The following is a 19,345-nucleotide window of genomic DNA, read 5'->3' on the forward strand; positions in this document are numbered from 1 at the left end:
AGAGTATGCCTGAGAACCGTGCGTCGGCATTCGGAAAGGAATGCGTCGTGCCCTGTGACAGTCAATACCTGCCCGCCCTGGTCCTGAACGCTGATTTCAGGCCGCTTTCCTATTATCCACTTTCCCTATGGTCATGGCAGGATACGATCCGCGCCGTATGGCTCGACCGCGTATCGGTGCTGAGCGAATATGACACGGTTGTCCGCTCCCCCACCCAGAGCCTGCGCCTGCCCAGCGTGATCGCGCTGAAGGACTATATCCCCACCGCCCGCAAACCCGCCTTCACGCGCTTCAACGTCTTCCTGCGCGACAATTTTTCGTGCCAGTACTGCAACACCCGCTTCCCCACGCAGGAACTCACGTTCGACCACGTCATTCCCCGCAGCAAGGGCGGGCGCACCAGTTGGGAAAATGTCGTGACCGCATGCAGCCCGTGCAACCTGATAAAGGGGTCGTACATGCCGCACCAGATCCGCATGTACCCCAGCCGCACGCCTGCCCGCCCCTCCAGCCGCAGGTTGCAGGAAAACGGCCGCGCCTTCCCCCCCAACTACCTGCATGAAAGCTGGCGCGACTATCTGTACTGGGATACCGAGCTGGAAAACTAGGCGGCAGCCTATCTGGTGTAGCTGTAGTTGTACTGGTCCGCCAGCTTCTGCAGGTCCGGCGCGCCACGCAGGTTGAGCGGCAGCGGATGCGTGTTCTTGTTCGTGGCGAAGATGACGTTGTGGTCGCTCATGCGCTGGCAGGTATTGGCGGCGATGGGAAAGCTGAGCTGCATGGCCGTGCCCATCTGCTCACGCAGGCATTTTACGTCGCTCTGGAACGGTTTACGCCCGATTTCCGGTGTGCATGCGCCCAGCACAACCAGGCCGCATGCCAGCAGCCCGAGCCGGACGGGCAGTTTTTCCACAAGTTTCAGCTTCATCTCGACCCCGTCGCTTAAGCGGCCACGACACTGCCACGAAAGTGCCCGCCGCGATAGGGGACATGACCACGGTGTCCGCGCCGCCGTGCCTGTAATGCATGGGTGCCTTACGTGAAATGCCGGTTACGGAAATCGGTCCAGACCGAAAGGAAATACAACAATCCGTGCATAGGTATTATCTGACTGCATAGGTGATATTACCGTGAGCCGGATGACAGATGGCGGTTATATTGCCACCCTCACTCGTTATTCTGATTTTTTTTAAATCATGCGTGATATATAAGAATTACAAATACAGGACCACCTGACTGTAAATTTGCTTCAGGATTGCGTATGCCTGTCGCGCATTGTCACCGTCCCCCATCGATGCCTGAGGTAGAAGAATGAGATTACTGGCCGTCCATCCAAGCTCACTCATGTACACAAAGGTCTTCCTGCGTCTTGAACCGCTGGGGCTTGAACTGGTTGCCGGTGCCGCGCGCAACAAGGGACATGAGGTGGACATCATCGACCTGCAGGTCGAAAACCACGCGGATTACTGGGAGCGCATCGAGAAGTTCCGGCCGCACGCGGTCTGCTTCTCGGGCAACTACCTTGCCAACGTCCCCGAAATCATTGACCTGTGCAAGGAAACCCGCCGCCGCCTGCCCAATGTGTTCCTGTTCATGGGCGGACATTCCATCTCGTTCATCGCGCGCGATGTGCTCTCCCTGTCCGACGGGGCGGTCAACTGCGTCCTGAAGGGTGAAGGCGACGCCACGGTCGGCCTGCTGCTTGAGGCATGGGAACAGGGCCGCGACCTGACCACCGTGCCCGGCGTGGTGACCATGGATGGCGAAGGCCCGCCGCCGATCTTTGTTGAGACGCTGGATGAAGTCCGCCCCGCGCGTGACCTGCTGCGCCACCGCCGCAAATACTTCATCGGCACGCTGGACCCGGCGGCCTCCATCGAGTTCGCCCGTGGCTGCCCGTGGGACTGCACGTTCTGTAGCGCATGGACGTTCTATGGCCGCTCCTACCGCACCGCCAGCGCCGAGGTGATTGGCGAGGAACTGCAGGAAATCAAGGAACCCGGCATCTTCATCGTGGATGACGTGGCCTTCGTTCATGCCGAACACGGGCTGGCCATCGCCAACGAGATCAAGCGCCGCAACATCCAGAAGGAATATTACCTTGAAACCCGCGCGGACGTTCTGCTGCGCAACAAGGAAGTCTTCCGCGTCTGGAAGGAAATCGGGCTTAGCTACATCTTCATCGGGCTGGAAGCGGTGGATGCCGAGGGGCTGAAGCGGTTCCGCAAGCGTGTCTCGATGGATCGCAACTTCGAGGCGCTGGATTACGCCCGCTCGCTGGACCTGATCGTGGCGATCAACCTGATTGCCGACCCGTCATGGGACCGCGAACGCTTTGAGGTGATCCGCCAGTGGTGCCTCGAGATTCCGGACATCGTGAACATCTCCGTCACCACCCCCTATCCCGGCACCGAGATCTGGGAGAGCGAGTCCCGCAAGCTCACCACGCGTGACTACCGCCTGTTTGACATCCAGCATGCCGTGATGCCGACCACCCTGCCGCTGCAGGAGTTCTATGAGGAACTGGTCAAGACCCAGCAGATCCTGAACAACAAGCATCTGGGCTGGAGCGCGATCAAGGACACGCTTGGCATTGCACTGCGCCTGGCGCTGCGCGGGCAGACCAACTTCCTGACCATGATCTGGAAGTTCAATTCGGTCTTCAACCCGAAGCTGCAGATGGCCGACCACGCGCAGAAGCCGAAATATGAAATGCCGCTGAAGCCGGAAGGCACCGACCAGAAGGTCGATCGCAAGACGCTGTATGTGCATGGCCCGGCTGGCCGCAAGTCGCGCAAGCTGGATGATGATACCGAAAAGTTCGTGGATGAAACCCGCATGAGCACGGTTGACTGACCGCGCGGACCACACTGAATAGAAAAAGGCCGGTTGCCCATGCACCGGCCTTTTTTCTTGTCTGGCATCCGGGTGGAGTCCTGAAGGGGGAGGCCACTGGCCTTTCCCCGATACCGGTGGAAGGAACTGGCTCCCTTCCCCCGGTTATGGCCTGCGGATAAAATCCGATGGCGGTTCAATCCGTTCATCTATGCTCCCGGCACGGGTCGCCTCGCCCCGTAGTTACAGAAACATCACGTTGTTTTTGTATAAGGGGCGATAATATAAATGAACGGGATACGGTTCAGGTGGCAGGCTGTCTGGAAAACCTGCACGTGGGAACTTTTTCAGGAACGCACCGGGTAACGCCGCCTTTTTGAAAAAGGCGGCACCCAAAAACTTCTATTTTTTATCAGCGAGTTGTTTCTGCGTGTCTTATGAGACCGGCAACGCCGCCGCGGCCTTGCGGATGGCCTGCGCCATGGCTTCCACCCCGTTGCCGCGGTTGGTGGACAGCGCCTGCACCAGCCCCAGATCCCGCAGGAAATTCGGGTCGGTAGCCAGTATTTCCTCACGGCTGCGACCGGAATAGACCCGCAGCAACAACGCCACCAGCCCGGACACGATGGCCGCATCCGACGCCCCGGCCAGGTACAAAAGACCATCCCTGGGCTGCACTTCCATCCACACCTGACTCTGGCAGCCCGGCACGCGATGGGCGTCGTCCTGCCACTGTGGCGGGAAAGGCGGCAGCTTGCGGCCCAGTTCTATGATGTACTGGTAGCGCTGCATCCAGTCATCAAACAGGGCCAGTTCATCACCAATCTCGGCAATGGCATCAGCGGCGGTATCATCCTCGGGCTTTACGAAGGGATCGGTCATCATCTTTCCTGTTACGCATGAGATCGGTCCGGGCAGGGAATACGCCCCGCCCGGCCATGGCCCAGCCTGCCGCCTTACAGGATAAAGCGGCTCAGATCACCCTTGCTGGCCAGTGGGGCGACCTTCTCGCGCACATCGGCCACATCAATGACCACGGCCTGCCCCGCACGGTCGGCGGCGGTGAAGGAGACCTCTTCCAGCAGGCGCTCCAGCACCGTGGCAAGACGCCGCGCACCGATATTCTCGACACGCTCATTGATGTCCGCCGCCAGTTCCGCCAGCGCGTCAATCGCATCATCGCTGAAGGACAGCGTGACCTTTTCCGTGCCCAGCAGTGCCACGTACTGCTGCAGCAGCGAATGTTCCGGCTCGGTCAGGATGCGGCGCAGGTCTTCCCGCGTCAGCGATGCCAGTTCCACACGGATCGGCAGGCGGCCCTGCAGTTCGGGCAGCAGGTCGGACGGCTTGGCGATATGGAACGCGCCGGATGCGATGAACAGGATATGGTCCGTGCGCACGGGGCCGTATTTGGTGGAAACGGTCGTCCCCTCGATCAGCGGCAGCAGGTCGCGCTGCACCCCTTCACGCGATACATCCCCACCCCGCGTGCCCCCTTCGGACGCGCGGGCGCAGACCTTGTCGATCTCATCAAGGAAGACAATGCCATGGTCCTGCGCATGGATGACGGCCTCGCGCGTCAGCGCATCGGTATCGAGCATCTTGTCCGCTTCCTGCCGGATCAGGGCGGCGCGGGCGGCGGCGACCGTCATGCGGCGCTGCTGCGGCATGCGGTTCATGAAGCCCTTCATCATGTCGGAAAAATTGATGACGGTACCCGGCGTCATGTTCGGCATGTCGGAAGGTGACGGGCCACCGGCCTCGGCAATCGAGATCTCGACTTCCTTGTTCTCAAGCTCGCCCGCGCGGAGCATGCGCCGGAACTTGTTCTTCGTCTCGGCGGAAGCCCCCTCGCCCACCAGCGCGTCCAGCAGCAGGTTTTCGGCAGCCAGTTCGGCCTTGGCCTCCACATCCTTGCGGCGCAGGTCGCGCAGCATGTTGATCGAGACTTCCACCAGGTCGCGCACGATGCTTTCCACATCGCGGCCCACATATCCCACTTCGGTAAACTTGGTGGCCTCGACCTTCAGGAACGGGGCCTGCGCCAGCTTGGCCAGGCGGCGCGCAATCTCGGTCTTGCCGCAGCCGGTCGGCCCGATCATCAGGATGTTCTTGGGCACGACTTCTTCACGCATCGCATCGGGCAGTTGCGCGCGCCGCCAGCGGTTGCGCAGCGCGATGGCGACGGCACGCTTGGCGTCCGTCTGGCCGATGATGTAGCGGTCGAGTTCGGATACGATCTCACGCGGGGAATGATTGGGAATTTCCATTACGCCGCTCCCTCCTGCGTGTCCGTGCCCAGTGTCTCCACAATGACGGAATGGTTGGTATAGACACAGATATCACCGGCGATTTTCATGGACCGGCGTGCGATATCCACCGCCCCGAGTCCCTCGATCCCCAGCAGCGCGCGCGCGGCGGACAGCGCGTAATTGCCGCCCGAGCCTATGGCGATGATGCCATCCTCCGGCTCCAGCACGTCACCATTGCCGGTCAGCGTAAAGGAACGCTCGGCATCCGCCACGGCCATCATGGCTTCCAGCCGCCGCAGATAGCGGTCGGTGCGCCAGTCCTTGGCCAGTTCGACACAGGCGCGTTCAAGCTGGTTGGGATAGCGTTCAAGCTTGTTTTCAAGCCGTTCCAGCAGGGTAAAGGCATCTGCCGTGGCCCCCGCGAAACCCGCCAGTATCTGCCCCGTGGGGCCGATCCGGCGCACCTTGCGCGCATTGCCCTTGATAACGGTGGCGCCCAGCGTCACCTGTCCATCGCCAGCCATGGCCACCTGGCCTGCGCGCCGGACACACAGAATGGTCGTACCATGCCACCCGATCGGGTCATGGGAGGATGAATGATGATCTTGCATGGTGATAGAGATAAAACCTTCTCCTGACAGCGCAAGGGGCATCCGCCCCATGCAGGCATGTCCTCATGCCTCCTGCGCGGTACGGTTCATGATCCGGTCGATATGGGTGGCAAGGTCGGCGCGGGTGAAGGGTTTGTGCATGACATCGGCGCTGCCCGCGGGCAATGCGCCCGCATTGGCGTAGCCGGTCAGGTACAGCACGCGCAGGCCGGGGCGCAGGGCCTGCAGGCGATGCGCCGTCTCGAGTCCGCCCATGCCCGGCATCATGACATCCATGATCACGAGGTCGATCGGCCCCACGCCCTCCTCCATGGCGCGCACGGCCTCGGCGCCGCTGGCATATTCACGCACGTCATGCCCGCGCGCACGCAGGAACCCTGCCGTTACCGCCCGCACCCCCGGTTCGTCATCCACCACCATCACGTGCAATACCCGGTCCGTCTCCCCCTCGCCCGCGACGGCAGGGCTGGTGGCAGCCGAAGTGTCATTTTCCACCGCACCGGCCTGCACGGGCAGGCACAGGTCAACCCGCGTACCCTCTCCCGGCTGGCTGCGCACCTGTACCTCGCCACCCACATGGCGGATGAAGCCATAGATCATGGACAGCCCCAGCCCCGTGCCACGGCCCACATCCTTAGTGGTGAAGAACGGCTCGAACACCCGCGCCAGCGTCTCGGGCGACATGCCAACGCCCTGATCTGTCACGGAAACCATGACATACCTGCCGGGCACAAGGTTGGTGCCCGCCACGATTTCCTTCACCCGTTTCAGCCCGGTGGAAACCCGGATCACGCCGCCACCGGGCATGGCGTCCACCGCGTTGATGCACAGGTTGAGCACCGCCAGTTCAAGCTGGCCCGCATCCGTATTGACCGGCGGCAACATCCCGTCCGATGCGGCGGTATCCACCACGATGGTACATGGCGCGCCACCATCCTTGCCCTGCCGGGACACAACCGTCTGGGCCAGCAGGTCCTTCATGCCGTGCAGCAGGGCATTCACATCCACCGGCTCAAGGCTCAGGTCACGCGGACGGCTGAAATTGAGCAGCCGCCGTGTCAATGACGCCCCGCGCTGGGCGGCGGCGGCGGCATTGTCCAGAAGCCGCGCCATCGGTCCGTCTTCCGGTCCCATGTCGCGCACCAGTTCGAGCGACCCCAGCACGGCGGTCAGCAGGTTGTTGAAATCATGCGCGATCCCGCCCGCCAGCGTGCCCAGCGCCTGCATTTTCTCCGCCTGGCGCAGCCGGGCCGCCATTTCCTGCTGGCGCGTGACGTCGCGGTTGATCACGACGGAGCATGCCGTGCCATCCCCCAGCGCGCCCAGCACCACGCGCGTAATCTCACGCCACCGCCCCTGCGCGCCACCGCGTATGTGGGCGGGCAGTTCAAAAGTCTCCTCGTCCCGTCCCTCGGCCAGCAGGCGTTCCTGTGCTGCGCGGATGATGGGCAGGAGTTCGGCGTCGCACAGTTCCTCCTCCGTGCGGCCCAGACAGGCGGCGATGTCGCGGCCATAGAAATCGGCCGCCTGCTGGTTGATGCGGATGAACCGGCCCTGCGCGTCCTTGAACCCCAGCCCCGAGCGCAGGTTGTCCAGCAGCCCGTGCAGCAGCATGCGCTCGGTGCGCAGTTCACGTTCCAGCCGGTGGTAATCCGCCGCCTGCACGATCATGGCGCGCAGGGCGTCGGGGTCCCATGGCTTGTGGGAATAGAATGAAATCCGCCCCTGGTTCAGCGCCGCCGCCACCGCGCCGATATCGGCATAGCCCGTGAGCAGGATCGCCTGCGCGTCACAGGTCTCCCGCGCGCGCGCCAGCATGACATCTCCCCCCATCTCGGGCATGCGCTGGTCGGATACGATCACGTCCACATCATTGCGGGTGGACAGGATTTCCAGCGCCGCGATGGGCGATGTGGTGGACAGGACGGTAAACGTATCTTCAAGCAGGTCCGTCAGAGCGACAAGGATTTCCGCCTCGTCATCCACCAGCAGCACAACGGGGCGCGGCTGTACCGCAGGTTCGGTATTCATTGGTCTGTAACTCCCTGCCCCTGCGCGGGACGCGGTGGTTCATGCGGTGCCCGGCCGGCCGGGTCGGACGGTGGCGGCCCCGGCGGCAGGCTCTCACCGCTCGGGCCGGGGTTCCACGGTACGGAAATGGTGAAGCGCGCGCCACCCTGCGGCGCCCGCCCTACCGAAAGGCTGCCATGATGCGCCTGCACCACACTGTAGGCGATGGCCAGCCCCAGCCCGGTTCCCGCACCCACCGGCTTGGTTGTAAAGAACGGCTCGAAAATACGTTCCTGCACATCGGGCGCGATGCCGGGGCCGCTGTCGGTAATGACGAAGACATAACTGTCCTGCCCGCCTTCTTTGTGCGCAAGGAAGGTATGGATCTCGATTTCCCCCTCCGCGATGCCGCTGCGGGCGGACATGTCCTCGGGCTGGGCGGCCAGGATGGCATCGGCGGCGTTGCTGATGATGTTCATGATGACCTGATTGAGCAGCGCCGCCTGACAGTACAGCCGCTCCGGCGCTTCATAACGCCGCCGGACCACGATGCCGCTGCCCAGCTTCTGGGTCAGGAGCGCCATGACCGTTTCCAGCGCTTCGGGCACGTCGATCAGCTGGAACAGCCCTTCATCCAGCCGGGAGAATTTGCGCAGGTTCAGCACAAGGTTCTGGATGCGCCGCAGCCCCATGTTCATGGAACCCACGCGGTCACGGCACTTGTTCAGTATGGCCTCGCGCTCCGGCTGGCCCGCATCGGTGCAGGTGGCCTCCATGTCCTTCAGCCGTTCCAGCCCGCGCGCCACCGTATCCTTGTGCGCAAGGATGAAGGCGAGCGGGTTGTTGATCTCATGCGCGATCCCGGCCACCAGTTCACCCAAGGACGCCATCTTGGCGGTCTGCACCAGCTTGCCCTGTGTCTCGATCAGTTTGCGGTTGGCGTCGGCCAGTTCGCGGTTGGCCTGTTCCAGCGCCTCCGCCAGCGATGCCTTGGAGGCAATGGCTGCCGCCTGCGCGCGTGCGCTCCGGACCGCGACCTCACGCGCCTGGCGCTCCATCTCGATCCGGCGCACGTCATCCTGCAGCAGCTTGCGCCGCACCAGCACGCGGATGCGCAGCGCAAGCGCCGCAGGCCCCACATCGCGTGAGACGAGATCATCTATCCCCGCCTCGAACACGCGGGCCGAAAACGCGCGCGCATCCGGCCGGGGGCCGCCATCCACCCCGAGTATGCGCGGCGGCACGTTGCCCGAGAGCAGGTCTTCCTGCCGCCATCCATCCAGCCTGCGGCAGACTTCCAGCCCGTCGAATTCATGGCATGCCAGATCAATCACCACGCAGTCGGGCATGTGGTCGGGGTCATGCAGCAGGGAGGGCTCCAGCCGCTCGGGGTCATGGCAGAGCGTGACGATATGCCCGTCACGCCGCAACTGCCCGATCAGTTCCGGCACCGCCTGCTGCTGTGCGGGTTCGGGGGCGATGACCATGATGCGTGCGCGGCGGAAGACACGTTCGGGCCGCAGGCTGGGCGCATGGGCCGCGTGCTCGCGCAAAAGCGCGCGGATGCGGAAGACGATCAGTGCGGGGTCCGAGGATTTGGGGATGTAGGCATCCGCCCCGCTCTCCAGCCCTTCACGCTCCAGACCCGGCTCGATCCCCTCCGTCAGGATCAGGACGGGGATGGTGCGCGTCACCGCGTTCATGCGCAACTGGCGGGCAAGCTGGCCGCCATTCATGCCCGGCAGGTGATAGTCCGCGATCACCAGCCCCGGCAGGCGCTCATCCAGCGTATCAAGCGCTTCCTCGCCACTGGCCACGCGATGGACGTGAAAGCCGTGCCCTTCCAGCATGCGGCGGATGCGCAGCGCCTGCGTGTCCGAATCCTCGACCAGCAGCAGCGTGTCCGGGTCATCCTTTCCATTGGTCAGGGACATGGGGAGGTCATCATCCTTCCTGAAGTCTGTCGGCCGGTGTCTGGCCGCCTGCCAGAAGCCGGAGGATATGCGGGCCGATTTCATGCACCGGCAGGCTTATGCACGCGGCCCCTGCCTGCTCGGCGGCGCCGGGCATGCCGTGGATGACCGAGGTACTGCGGTCTTCCGCAATCGTGTAGCCACCGCGTGCGCGGATGCGGCCCAGCCCCTCCACGCCGTCTTCCCCCATGCCGGTCAGCAGCACGCCGAGGCCATCGGCCCCGAATACGCGGGCAACGGAGGAAAACAGCACATCGGCCGAAGGGCGCTGCCCCTGCACCTGCGCTTCATCATGCAGCACGACCTCGCCGCGCGTGCCCACCGTCATGTGCCGGTTGCCCGGGGCCACCAGCACCCGCCCGCGCGCCAGCGGCGTTCCGTGCCGCGCCAGCATGACCGGCATGGGCACCTGCTGGTCCAGCCACTGGGCGAAACCTTCCATGAAAGGTTCGCCCATATGCTGCACCAGCACCACCGGCAGCGCGAAATCGGCCGGCAGGTCACCCAGCACGCGCGCAAAGGCGGTCGGCCCGCCGGTGGAGGCGGCAAGGGCAAGGATACGGGGGTGGATATCAAGCGGGCGGGTCCAGACATCTGGCCGGGGCGATGGTTCGGCCTGCACCATGCGGCGGCGGATGACCGGCACCTGGCTCATGATATAGAGCTGCGTCGCAATGCCCTGCGCCGTGGCCCCCGTGCCCCCGCTTGAGAGGCCCTGCGGCTTCTCGACAACCGCCAGCGCGCCCGAGCGCAGCGCGTTCATGGAAACCTTGGTGGCCTCATTCCCCACCGTATCGCTGACAATCACGATGGGCGTGGGAAAATGCGCCATGATCTGCCGCGTGGCTTCCAGCCCGTCCATGCCGGGCAGGCAGATATCCATGGAGATCACATCGGGGCGCAGGTGCGGGACAAGGCGCAGGGCTTCTTCCGCCGTTTCCACGGCCTGAAGCAGTTCAAGGCGCGGGTCGCTGGCCACCACGCGCATGAGCAGGTGGCGCAGCACCGCCGAATCTTCCACGATCAGCACGCGGCGCGGGGGCTGGGGCGTGAGCGTGCTCACAAAAGTCCCCTTATGGTGTCGATCAGTTCGCCCTGATCAAATTTCTGCTTGGTCAGGTAGGCACGCGCGCCCCCTTCCATGCCCCGGCGCACGTCCTCGCCCTCGTCACGCGATGTCATGAGCACCACCGGAATATCCGCCAGATGCGGATCGGCCCGCATGGCCGCCAGCAGGGCGAAGCCATCCATGCGCGGCATTTCCACATCCGTCACCACCACATCGACATGCCGCGTGGACTGCTGGAGCTGCGCCAGCGCCTCCTCCCCATCCACCGCAAGGCAGACATCATAACCATGGGACTGGAGGATCGTTTTCTGCAATGTCCGGGTCGTGATCGAGTCATCCACCACCATGACCAGCGGCGCATGGCGCACCGGGGTCACGCGGGCGGCCTCGTCCACATCGCTGAAGCGCACCGTCCCGCCATTGCCGCGCAGCCGCCAGCGCGCGAACAGCCGGTCGGGGCTGAGGACAAAGACCGGCTGGTCCTCCCGCGGCCACGCGATGCCGGGGACCAGTTCACTATCAAGCCCCACCGCCGTGGCATCCGACACCAGCAGGGTGCGCACGTCCACCATGCGCTCGACCGCAAAGCCGCAGCGCACGCCATCAACCTCCATCACCGCGACGCTGACCGCACCGTCGCGCACCGGCAGGGGCGCGTCCTCATCACCCACAAAGGCCATGAGCGGGACCAGCGGCACCAGTTCTTCCGCCTGCTGCGTGGCCTCGGGCGCAGGCCGGACCCCATCGGGCGGGTGCGGCACCACGCCAAAGGGCAGGCCATTGAGCATGCGGATGTCCTCGCGCCGGATGCGCAGCAGGTGGCGGATGACCCGCCCCGGCAGGCCCAGCGTCTGGCCCGCGTTTTCCACCAGCAGCACCGTGCGCTGCCGCTGCGAGACCGGCACGGTCAGCGTGACCGTGGTGCCGGCGGGCTGGCGCTGTTCCATGCGCACGGTGCCGTGCAGCGCGCGCGCCGCCTCGGCCACGACCGACAGGCCCACCCCGCGCCCGGCCAGGCTGTCGGCCTGCCCGCGGGTGGAAAACCCCGGTTCGAACACACGCGCCAGCAACTGCCGCGCATCTAGCGGCGCATCGGCATGGACCAGCCCCTGCCCCGCCGCGCGCGCGGCAATGGCGCGCAGGTCCGGCCCGCGCCCGTCATCACTGACCGCGACCTGAAGCCGCACCCCGGTCAGGGTGACGGAAATGGTGATGTTGAGGCGTTCCGACTTGCCCGCCTTCAGCCGCTGGGCGCGTGTCTCGTACCCATGGACGATGGCATTACGCACAAGGTGGATGACCGGGTCGCGCAGCGCCTGCATCACGCGCCGTTCGGTCTGCACGCCCATGCCGTGCATATGCACGTCCACCCCGGCTTCCGGCCCGCCATGCTCACGCGCGATGCGCCGCGCCATGGGGGCAAGCGAGCCGAACACGCTTTCCGCCGGGACAAGGGTGACGGCATGCACTTCCTCCCCCAGCCGCAGGAGCGCGCGGTCGATCTGGCCCGCCATGAGTTCACGCTCACGCCCCACCGCCATGAGCCTGCGTGTCATCCTGCCGAATTCGGCCACCGGGTCGGCGCGCATGCGTTCGGGCGCGTGCATGACGGCGCGTGAATCCGCCAGCAGGTCCATCACCCGCGCCCACAGCCGCTCGTGCCGGTCCGCCACCGACATGAGGTCATGCACGGCCGAGGCCAGCGCATCGAGCCGTGCGACAGGCACCTGCACATAGGCCGCGTTATCGGCCGGTGCGGGCGCTTCGGGGCGTGTGTCCTCCTCCGGCGGCGCCGATGTCATGATCAGGTCGATCTCATCAAGCGTGTCGGTAATGGCCCTGAGGTCATCCGCATCCGGCAGGGCGCTGGCGGCCAGCAGGGCGGACAGGCGGTTTTCCAGCGTGTGCGCCACGGTTTCGACTGCGGGCAGTTCCACCGCGCGGGCCGCGCCCTTGAGCGAATGGACACGGCGGAATATTTCCGCCACGTCGCGCCGGTCCGCGCAGCCGGACGCCACCACGGCCCTGATGGCGCGCAGGTGGTCGCGATATTCCGCGTCAAATACCGCCAGCAGTTCGTCCCGAAGGCTTTCCACGGCCTTGCCGTCAGGTCCGGTAACGTGCGGAGATGGTCAGCAACTGCTTGGACAGCTTGCCAAGGTTGCTGGCCGAGACCTCCAGGTTACGGGTGCCGGCCGATGTCTGCTGGCTGGCCTGGCGGATGCTCTGCAGCGCCGTCATAACCTGTTCGATCCCGATCTGCTGCTGGTTGGTCGAAGCCACGATCTGCTGGAAGGCATGCACCCCTTCCTCGATGCCGCCGGTCATGCGCTCGATGGTGCGGTAGGCGATGTCGGTCCGTTCCCGACCGGCGGAAACGCGCTTGACCGCCTCCTCCGTCAGCATGACGGAGGTGTTGATGCCGCGCTGGATGTCACCCAGTATGGCGCGGACATTCTGCGTCGCGTCACGCGACTGGTCGGCCAGGATCTTCATCTCGGCCGCCACCACGGCAAAGGAGCGGCCATGCTCGCCCGCCGCAGCCGCCTCGATCGCGGCGTTGAGCGCGAGCAGGTGCGAACGCTCCGACAGGTCATTGACAGTGGCGATGATCTCGCTGATCGCCTCGGTCCGTTCGGACAGCGCCACGATGTTCGAGGCCACGGCCTCGGCCCCGTCATGGGTATGGGCCATGGCGCGCGCGGTTTCCTCCACCGCCTCAAGCCCGCTGGCGGAGCTGTGGACGATCACCTCCGCCGAGGAAATCACCTCCCGCGCGCGCTTGCTGATCTGCGCGCCCGAATGGGTGATCTCGTCCACCGTGGCCGCCGTTTCCTGCACGGCGGCGAACTGTTCTTCCACGCTTGCGGCCTGCTGCTGCGTGGAGGCGCGGATCTCGGCCACCGCCGTATCAAGGTTCTGCGTCACCTCGCCACTCTGCCGCGCGATTTCACGCAGGCCGTCGATCATGCGGTTCAGGCCCGCGGCAAGACGGGCGACCTCGTCACGTTCCTCGCCCATGCCGCCCACCTTGGCGCGCGTGGCCAGGTCACCCTGCCCCACGCGCTCCATCACGTGCATGATGGAGGAAATCGGCTCCATAATGGAGCGCCGTGTCCAGAACGTGACGATCAGCGCCACGACAACCGCCAGCCCCATGCCGATGGCAAGCGAGCGGCGGCTGTAGTCATAGGATGCGGCCCCCTGCGTTTCCGCCACCTGCACGCCGTGGTCCAGCAGGGAGGCCGCCCGGCTGACCAGCAGGTCGATGGACTGTTCACGGCTGTCTATGCGTGACGCCTGTTCGCGCACGCTGGCGTCATTGGCCGCGCGCATGGCCTGGAACAACATGCCCGCCGCACGCGTATCCATCTGGAACTGGCCGGAAATATCGCGCAACTGCGCAGCGACGGTATTGAACATGTCGCGCTGGTCATCGCTGCGCGCCAGGCGTCCGGCTTCCTCCGCGCGGGACAGCACGCCCGCCAGCAGGCCCTCGGCCTCACGCGCCTTTTCATCCCATGCGGCAATGGCGTCTTCCAGCACGGCGGGCGCGGTTTCGAAATCATGCGCGTAGTAATGCGCAAGGATGGCGAGGCGGCGCGCCACCAGGTCGTTCTCGTTGGCGCGGATATGCGTCAGTTCGCGATAGACCGACAGATCGCGCGTGACGATGAGGGTCATTTCATCACGCACCTCACGGATCTGCCCCAGTGCGTAGATCCCCAGCGAGACCAGCAGCAGGACACCGACCATGAAGCCGAACAGCAGGCGATTGGCGATTGTCACGGGATTTCACACTCCGACATAACGGGAAGAGAACAGGCGCGCGGGGTCGATAACGGTCAGGCTGCGCCCATCGGGCAGGCGCGCCTGTGGAAAGCCCGAGGGCGTGAGCGGGGTGGGCGTGCCCGCGATTTCCACCGTGCCGGTGGCCGCCGTGGCCAGCAGGGCGATCCGCCCCAGCGGGATGCTGGAGACCGAACGCAGCAGCAGCATCACCCCCGGCCTGTCCAGCCGCGCGCCCCCCAGCAGTACCGACAGGTCGAACACCGTATACAGGTCACCCTGATAGCCATGCACGCCCTGCACGCCGGGCGGGCAGTCGGGCCTGCGCGGCATGTCGCTCCAGACCGGGTCGGTCACGCGCAGCACGGCATGCAGGTCCACCCCGCAGCACTGCCCGGCAAGGTCGAGCATGACCAGCGGGCGGCGGGTCGTGGCCTGCGTATCATCCTGCCCGCGTGCGGCCATGATGCGCGCGCGTTCGCGAAGCACGCGCCGTGCAAAGGCGTCACTGCTGCCCGTGGGGCGTTCTATGCCACCGGCCGTCATGATGAAATCCGTGCAGCCCGGATGGCGGGCGCATCGCCAATCTGGCGTACAAGCCGCAGCAGGCCGCCTGCCGTCAGCCCGTCACCATCAGGCAGGACCATGTCCGGCGGGCAGCGGCGGACAAGATCGACCATCTGCTGGCGCAGCCTGCGCGCCTGCGCCCATCCGCCACTTTCCTCTAGCATGCGCGACAGGTAGCAGCGCGCCATGACATGGTCACGGCACAGGTAGATGACGCGGCGAAACGACTCCTCGGCCTGCAGGAGCGACCCCTCGCCCCACGCCAGCACGGCAAACAGGAAATGGATGCGGGCATCGACCGGGTGGCGGGCAAGGTAGTCGCGGCACATCTCCATACCACGCCGTACATGGCCGCTATCCGCCACGCGGCGGATCTCGGTGGCGATGGTTGTGCTGTCCACCACCGGGGCGGGTGGCAGGGCCGGAACGGGGGCGCGGCGTGGCGCGGCGGGCGGCCCCGCCAGCACGGGCTGCCGGGCCACATCCTGCCGGGGGCCGGAGCGGGGGGCGCAAAAGGCCAGCGTGCCGGGCAGGCGCACGGTGTCAAGAAACGGGCTGAAATCGGATACCGGCTCCGAATGCCCCTGCAGCAGCCAGCCTTCGGGGGCAAGGCGGTCCGCCATGGCGCGCACCAGACCTACCGCCTGCGCCTGCGCGAAATAGATCAGCACGTTGCGGCACAGGATCAGGTCGAACGGACCGGCGGGACCGCCATCGGGGCGCAGCAGGTCAAGGATGTTGCCGTAGCTGAAGCTGACCATGCGGCGGTAGCGTTCGTGCAGCCGCCATGCGCGCCCGCCCGCCGGGACAAACCATTCCTGCCGCTGCCCGGGCGGAATGTCGCGCAGGGTCCACGCACTGAATTCCGCCCGCCGCGCCTGTTCAAGGGCGCGCGTGCTGATATCGGTGCCCAGGATTTCGATATGCCAGTCCGCCACCGTCATGCCTGCCTCCTCCAGCAGGCGTGTCAGCACGATGGCGATGGAATAGGGTTCGGCCCCGTTGGAGCAGCCGACACTCCATACCCGCAGATGCCGCGTCGCCTCCGCCCGGCGGATCAGCCGTGGCAGGATGGTATGCTCCAGCGCCTGGAACTGCTCGGCATAGCGGAAGAAGAAAGTCTCACCGATGGTGATGGCCGATTCCAGTTCACGCCATTCGGCATCACCCCGCACATCATCGGACAGCAGGGCGAGATAGTCGTGGCAGGTCAGGCAGCCATGCAGGCGCATGCGCGCACCCACCACCTGCTGGAGCAGGTCGGTCTTGTCCACATAGTAATGCAGGCCCGTGCGCATGGTCACGGCATTGACCAGCCGCCGGAAACCGGCGGGCGGAAAGGCCCCCGGCCCGGTCATGGACGGTCCTCCCCCTCACCCACGTTTTCCGCCCACAGGGCCGCGCGGGCGCGGGTGCGCGCCGCAAGGGCGTCGAGCCGCAGGCGCTCGCCATGTGTCAGGATGTCGGCCATGCGCAACATGAAGGCAATGCTGCCATCCTTCAGTTCCAGTTCCTGCCCCGCACACTCCACCTCCGGCCCTGCGCCGTCAACCGTGCCGGGCCGCAATACGCCCTGATGCGTAACCTCCAGCGCGCCATCGACCAGCAGCGCCACATGCCCGCCCCCATCCAGATTGCACAGGAGCAGCGGGCGATAGAGCAGGTCCACCGGCTGGGTGACCGCGTGCAGCCGCTCCCCCAGCAGCACCCCCAGGTCGAGCACCACCACCATGGCCCCGCCCAGCCTGAACCAGCCCGACACATGCGGCAGCGTCACCGCCAGTGGCAGCAGTTCGGGCACCGGCATGCATTCGCGCACGACCTGCCCCGCGGGCAAGCCATAAAGCCGCGCGCCCACGCGAAAGATCATGACCGGCGCGATTTCCATCCGCGCGCCTCCGGCCGCGTTACCGCCAGATGATGTGGCGTGATCCATGGGGTTGCACAACCTGCTGTTTACCATATGCACAAGGCAGAAGTTTGCATTTAATACAAGCCATCGCTACCTCGGGCAGGAATGCGTTTCCTTCAATTCGGGGAAGCTGCCCCACGGCCGGAGTCTTGTTTCAATGGACAGTCCCATTTCCAACCCCTCGCAGGAACGCCCGCCCGCCACGGCAGGCCGTGGCATCAGCGTGGCCCGCATCCTGCGGGTGACGGTATGGTCGGTTTTCTATTTCCTGTTCTATCTGGTCCAGCAGATCTCCGAACTTGTTGCCCCGCTTGTCCTGATCCTTGGCATCGGCTGGAGCCTGCTGCCCCATATCATGGGCATCGCCACCAATGCCGCCGGCAGCGACCCGCAGACGCGTGACGTGATCGCAAAGGTGGCCCATTCCATTCCCGACCACCTTGAGGTGGGCACGCACCTGCTCACCCCCTCCGCACTGGTGTTTGACGGGCTTGCGCTCATGGCCGCGGCGGCGCTGTGCGCCACGCTGTCCACCATCGCCGCGCGCACCATGTAAAAAAGGACGGGATGGACCCAGCCGCATGTTCCGCCTGCACGATGTCAGTTACGCCTATGGCGACAGCCGCACGGGACAGGCCGCGCTGTCGCATGTGAGCCTGGATGTGCCGCAGGGCGGGTTCCGCTGGCTGCTGGGGCCATCGGGGGCGGGCAAGTCGTCGCTGCTGTCCATCCTCTCGCTTGAGGCACGGGCCAGCGCGGGAATGGTCGAGATACTGGGCGTGCCGGTCATGCAGGCGCGGCGTGGCGCGCTGGCCCGCCTGCGCAGGCGCATCGGCAGCGTGCACCAGGACTTCCGGCTGCTGGCGGACCTGAACGTATTTGACAACGTGGCCCTGCCCCTGCGGCTGCAGCACCGCGCGGAAGCCGAGATCAGCCACGAGGTCCATGCCATCATGAAATGGGTGGGGCTGGAAAACCGCCTCGACGCGCTGCCGCCGCAGCTTTCGGGGGGGGAGCAGCAGCGGGTTGCGATCGCACGCGCCGTGATCTACCGCCCCGCCCTGCTGGTGGCCGATGAACCGACCAACGCGCTGGATGAACGGCAGGCCGCGCGCCTGCTCATGATGTTCCACCGGCTGGCCGAACTGGGCACGACCATTGTGGTTGCGACCCATAACGACGCGATCGTGCGCAAATACCCCGCCCCCGCCATTGAACTGGCGCGGGGCCATCTGGTGCGGGATTATACCTGATGGCGCGCCAGCGCTACCATGACGGGCTGGCCCTGCGCCAGGCGCTGCCGGGGCGGTTCCTGCCCTTTCTTGTCGGGGCCATGTCCTTTCTGGCGGCGCTGGCGCTGGCGGGCGGCATCGCGGCACATTCCCTCTCCCAGCGCTGGACGCATGGCGCGGGCACGGTCACGACCATGCAGGTGCCAGCGCCTGACGACCCGGCCAGCCGCCCGGCCACGCCCGCCCCGTCCTCCGGCCCGCCGCCCACGCGCATTGCGGTGGTGCTGGACCTGCTGGCCACCACGCCGGGCATTGTCAGCGCCCACCGGCTGACCGATGCGGAACTGCGCGCCCTGCTGGCCCCGTGGATTGAGCAGACCGGTGAGCAGACACTCCCCCTGCCCGCCGTGATCGAGGTACGCGCCCTGCCCGGCCACAACCCGGCACCCGACCTGCTGGCGCAGTTGCAGGCCCGCGTGCCCGGCGTGGTGATGGAACATGACAGCGTATGGAGCGACCGGCTGGCCGCCCTTGCCGGAAGTCTTCAGGGCTGCGCGCTGCTGGCGGTGCTGATCGTGATGACGGTGGCGGTATGCGTGGTCATGGCCGCGACCCGCGCCGGGTTGCAGACCCGGCGGCAGGCCATTGCGCTGATCCATTCACTGGGGGCGACGGATGGCTATATTTCCGGCCGCTTCGCCTCCCGCGTGACACTGCTTGCACTGGGCGGCGGGCTGTGCGGCAGCGTGCTGGCCCTGCCGATGCTGCTGGTCATGTCGCAGCTTGCCGCCCCGTTCAGCGCGCTGGGCGATCCGGCCGCCACCGCACCCATGGACTGGCATGACCCGTTAAGCCGCATCGACGCCCTGCCGCATGCGCTGTTATGGGTGCTGCTGGCCCTGCCGCCTGCGGCGGGGCTGACCGGCTGGATCACGACACAGATGACCGTGCGCGCCTGGCTGCGCCGCCTGCCATGAAACGATCCCGCCACCGCCTGCGGGTCCGCGCGCGCTGGCGCTGCCGCGTGCTGCGCGCCTGCCTGCTGGCCATGGGCGTGGCATGGGGCATGGGACTGGCGTGGTTCGTGCGCGACGC

At 65.7% G+C, this 19,345-nt stretch carries 17 protein-coding genes; 5 read left to right on the forward strand and 12 right to left on the reverse strand.

Features of this window, described 5'->3' with window-relative positions:
• The first annotated feature begins 47 nt into the window (after positions 1 to 47).
• Positions 48 to 608: an HNH endonuclease gene (locus tag DY926_RS06755; RefSeq protein ID WP_116702703.1), complete on the forward strand. Its 561-nt coding sequence runs from the start codon at positions 48 to 50 to the stop codon at positions 606 to 608.
• Positions 609 to 616: 8 nt separating this feature from the next.
• On the opposite strand, the gene DY926_RS06760 is transcribed toward DY926_RS06755, so the two are convergent.
• Entirely contained in the window at positions 617 to 928 is a 312-nt protein-coding gene (locus DY926_RS06760; RefSeq protein ID WP_116702685.1) for a hypothetical protein, read from the reverse strand.
• 383 nt (positions 929 to 1,311) lie between these two features.
• Between DY926_RS06760 and hpnR the strand changes: the two genes are divergently transcribed.
• Positions 1,312 to 2,856: a hopanoid C-3 methylase HpnR gene (gene hpnR, locus DY926_RS06765; protein WP_116702686.1), complete on the forward strand. Its 1,545-nt coding sequence runs from the start codon at positions 1,312 to 1,314 to the stop codon at positions 2,854 to 2,856.
• Positions 2,857 to 3,270: 414 nt separating this feature from the next.
• Here hpnR and DY926_RS06770 read toward each other — a convergent pair whose 3' ends face one another.
• The 11 genes from DY926_RS06770 to DY926_RS06820 form a co-directional block, all read right to left on the reverse strand.
• A complete protein-coding gene (locus DY926_RS06770; protein ID WP_186336102.1) occupies positions 3,271 to 3,717 on the reverse strand; it encodes a SufE family protein in 447 nt (148 codons plus the stop codon).
• 74 nt (positions 3,718 to 3,791) lie between these two features.
• Entirely contained in the window at positions 3,792 to 5,105 is a 1,314-nt protein-coding gene (gene hslU / locus DY926_RS06775) for an ATP-dependent protease ATPase subunit HslU (protein WP_116702688.1), read from the reverse strand.
• A complete protein-coding gene (gene hslV, locus DY926_RS06780; protein WP_116702704.1) occupies positions 5,105 to 5,698 on the reverse strand; it encodes an ATP-dependent protease subunit HslV in 594 nt (197 codons plus the stop codon). Before hslV ends, hslU begins: the two co-directional genes overlap by 1 nt.
• Positions 5,699 to 5,761: 63 nt before the next feature.
• Positions 5,762 to 7,729: a response regulator gene (locus tag DY926_RS06785; RefSeq protein WP_116702689.1), complete on the reverse strand. Its 1,968-nt coding sequence runs from the start codon at positions 7,727 to 7,729 to the stop codon at positions 5,762 to 5,764.
• A complete protein-coding gene (locus tag DY926_RS06790) occupies positions 7,726 to 9,642 on the reverse strand; it encodes a response regulator (protein ID WP_241503094.1) in 1,917 nt (638 codons plus the stop codon). The genes DY926_RS06785 and DY926_RS06790 overlap by 4 nt, the downstream gene beginning before the upstream one ends.
• A gap of 10 nt (positions 9,643 to 9,652) precedes the next feature.
• A complete protein-coding gene (cheB, locus tag DY926_RS06795) occupies positions 9,653 to 10,744 on the reverse strand; it encodes a chemotaxis-specific protein-glutamate methyltransferase CheB (protein ID WP_116702690.1) in 1,092 nt (363 codons plus the stop codon).
• A complete protein-coding gene (locus DY926_RS06800; protein ID WP_116702691.1) occupies positions 10,741 to 12,846 on the reverse strand; it encodes an ATP-binding response regulator in 2,106 nt (701 codons plus the stop codon). The genes cheB and DY926_RS06800 overlap by 4 nt, the downstream gene beginning before the upstream one ends.
• Positions 12,847 to 12,856: 10 nt before the next feature.
• Positions 12,857 to 14,539: a methyl-accepting chemotaxis protein gene (locus DY926_RS06805; protein WP_116702692.1), complete on the reverse strand. Its 1,683-nt coding sequence runs from the start codon at positions 14,537 to 14,539 to the stop codon at positions 12,857 to 12,859.
• Between the two features lie 6 nt (positions 14,540 to 14,545).
• On the reverse strand, positions 14,546 to 15,085 hold the full coding sequence (locus DY926_RS06810; RefSeq protein WP_116702693.1) for a chemotaxis protein CheW: 540 nt from the start codon (positions 15,083 to 15,085) through the stop codon (positions 14,546 to 14,548).
• The gene (locus DY926_RS06815; RefSeq protein WP_116702694.1) at positions 15,082 to 16,464 is read right to left on the reverse strand and encodes a CheR family methyltransferase; all 1,383 of its coding nucleotides are present in this window, start codon (positions 16,462 to 16,464) and stop codon (positions 15,082 to 15,084) included. The genes DY926_RS06810 and DY926_RS06815 overlap by 4 nt, the downstream gene beginning before the upstream one ends.
• Entirely contained in the window at positions 16,461 to 17,042 is a 582-nt protein-coding gene (locus DY926_RS06820; protein ID WP_116702695.1) for a chemotaxis protein CheW, read from the reverse strand. The genes DY926_RS06815 and DY926_RS06820 overlap by 4 nt, the downstream gene beginning before the upstream one ends.
• Positions 17,043 to 17,175: 133 nt before the next feature.
• On the opposite strand from DY926_RS06820, the gene DY926_RS06825 reads away from it, so the two are divergent.
• Genes DY926_RS06825 through DY926_RS06835 form a run of 3 tightly spaced genes read left to right on the forward strand, consistent with a single transcriptional unit; the run spans position 17,176 to position 19,227 of the window.
• Entirely contained in the window at positions 17,176 to 17,574 is a 399-nt protein-coding gene (locus tag DY926_RS06825; RefSeq protein WP_116702705.1) for a hypothetical protein, read from the forward strand.
• Between the two features lie 25 nt (positions 17,575 to 17,599).
• Positions 17,600 to 18,271: a cell division ATP-binding protein FtsE gene (locus DY926_RS06830; protein ID WP_116702696.1), complete on the forward strand. Its 672-nt coding sequence runs from the start codon at positions 17,600 to 17,602 to the stop codon at positions 18,269 to 18,271.
• Positions 18,271 to 19,227, forward strand: a complete 957-nt coding sequence (locus tag DY926_RS06835) for a cell division protein FtsX (protein WP_116702697.1) — start codon at positions 18,271 to 18,273, stop codon at positions 19,225 to 19,227. Before DY926_RS06830 ends, DY926_RS06835 begins: the two co-directional genes overlap by 1 nt.
• The last annotated feature ends 118 nt before the right edge of the window (positions 19,228 to 19,345 follow it).

This window comes from Komagataeibacter melaceti, assembly GCF_003403295.1.
GTDB lineage: Bacteria > Pseudomonadota > Alphaproteobacteria > Acetobacterales > Acetobacteraceae > Komagataeibacter > Komagataeibacter melaceti.

What these genes read in the sequence shown, in the direction of transcription:
- DY926_RS06760 (WP_116702685.1), bottom strand. Translation starts at nt 928, where the DNA reads ATGAAGCTGAAACTTGTGGAAAAACTGCCCGTCCGGCTCGGGCTGCTG.
- hpnR (WP_116702686.1), top strand. Translation starts at nt 1,312, where the DNA reads ATGAGATTACTGGCCGTCCATCCAAGCTCACTCATGTACACAAAGGTC.
- DY926_RS06770 (WP_186336102.1), bottom strand. Translation starts at nt 3,717, where the DNA reads ATGACCGATCCCTTCGTAAAGCCCGAGGATGATACCGCCGCTGATGCC.
- hslU (WP_116702688.1), bottom strand. Translation starts at nt 5,105, where the DNA reads ATGGAAATTCCCAATCATTCCCCGCGTGAGATCGTATCCGAACTCGAC.
- hslV (WP_116702704.1), bottom strand. Translation starts at nt 5,698, where the DNA reads ATGCAAGATCATCATTCATCCTCCCATGACCCGATCGGGTGGCATGGT.
- DY926_RS06785 (WP_116702689.1), bottom strand. Translation starts at nt 7,729, where the DNA reads ATGAATACCGAACCTGCGGTACAGCCGCGCCCCGTTGTGCTGCTGGTG.
- DY926_RS06790 (WP_241503094.1), bottom strand. Translation starts at nt 9,642, where the DNA reads ATGTCCCTGACCAATGGAAAGGATGACCCGGACACGCTGCTGCTGGTC.
- DY926_RS06810 (WP_116702693.1), bottom strand. Translation starts at nt 15,085, where the DNA reads ATGACGGCCGGTGGCATAGAACGCCCCACGGGCAGCAGTGACGCCTTT.
- DY926_RS06815 (WP_116702694.1), bottom strand. Translation starts at nt 16,464, where the DNA reads ATGACCGGGCCGGGGGCCTTTCCGCCCGCCGGTTTCCGGCGGCTGGTC.
- DY926_RS06820 (WP_116702695.1), bottom strand. Translation starts at nt 17,042, where the DNA reads ATGGATCACGCCACATCATCTGGCGGTAACGCGGCCGGAGGCGCGCGG.
- DY926_RS06825 (WP_116702705.1), top strand. Translation starts at nt 17,176, where the DNA reads ATGGACAGTCCCATTTCCAACCCCTCGCAGGAACGCCCGCCCGCCACG.
- DY926_RS06830 (WP_116702696.1), top strand. Translation starts at nt 17,600, where the DNA reads ATGTTCCGCCTGCACGATGTCAGTTACGCCTATGGCGACAGCCGCACG.
- DY926_RS06835 (WP_116702697.1), top strand. Translation starts at nt 18,271, where the DNA reads ATGGCGCGCCAGCGCTACCATGACGGGCTGGCCCTGCGCCAGGCGCTG.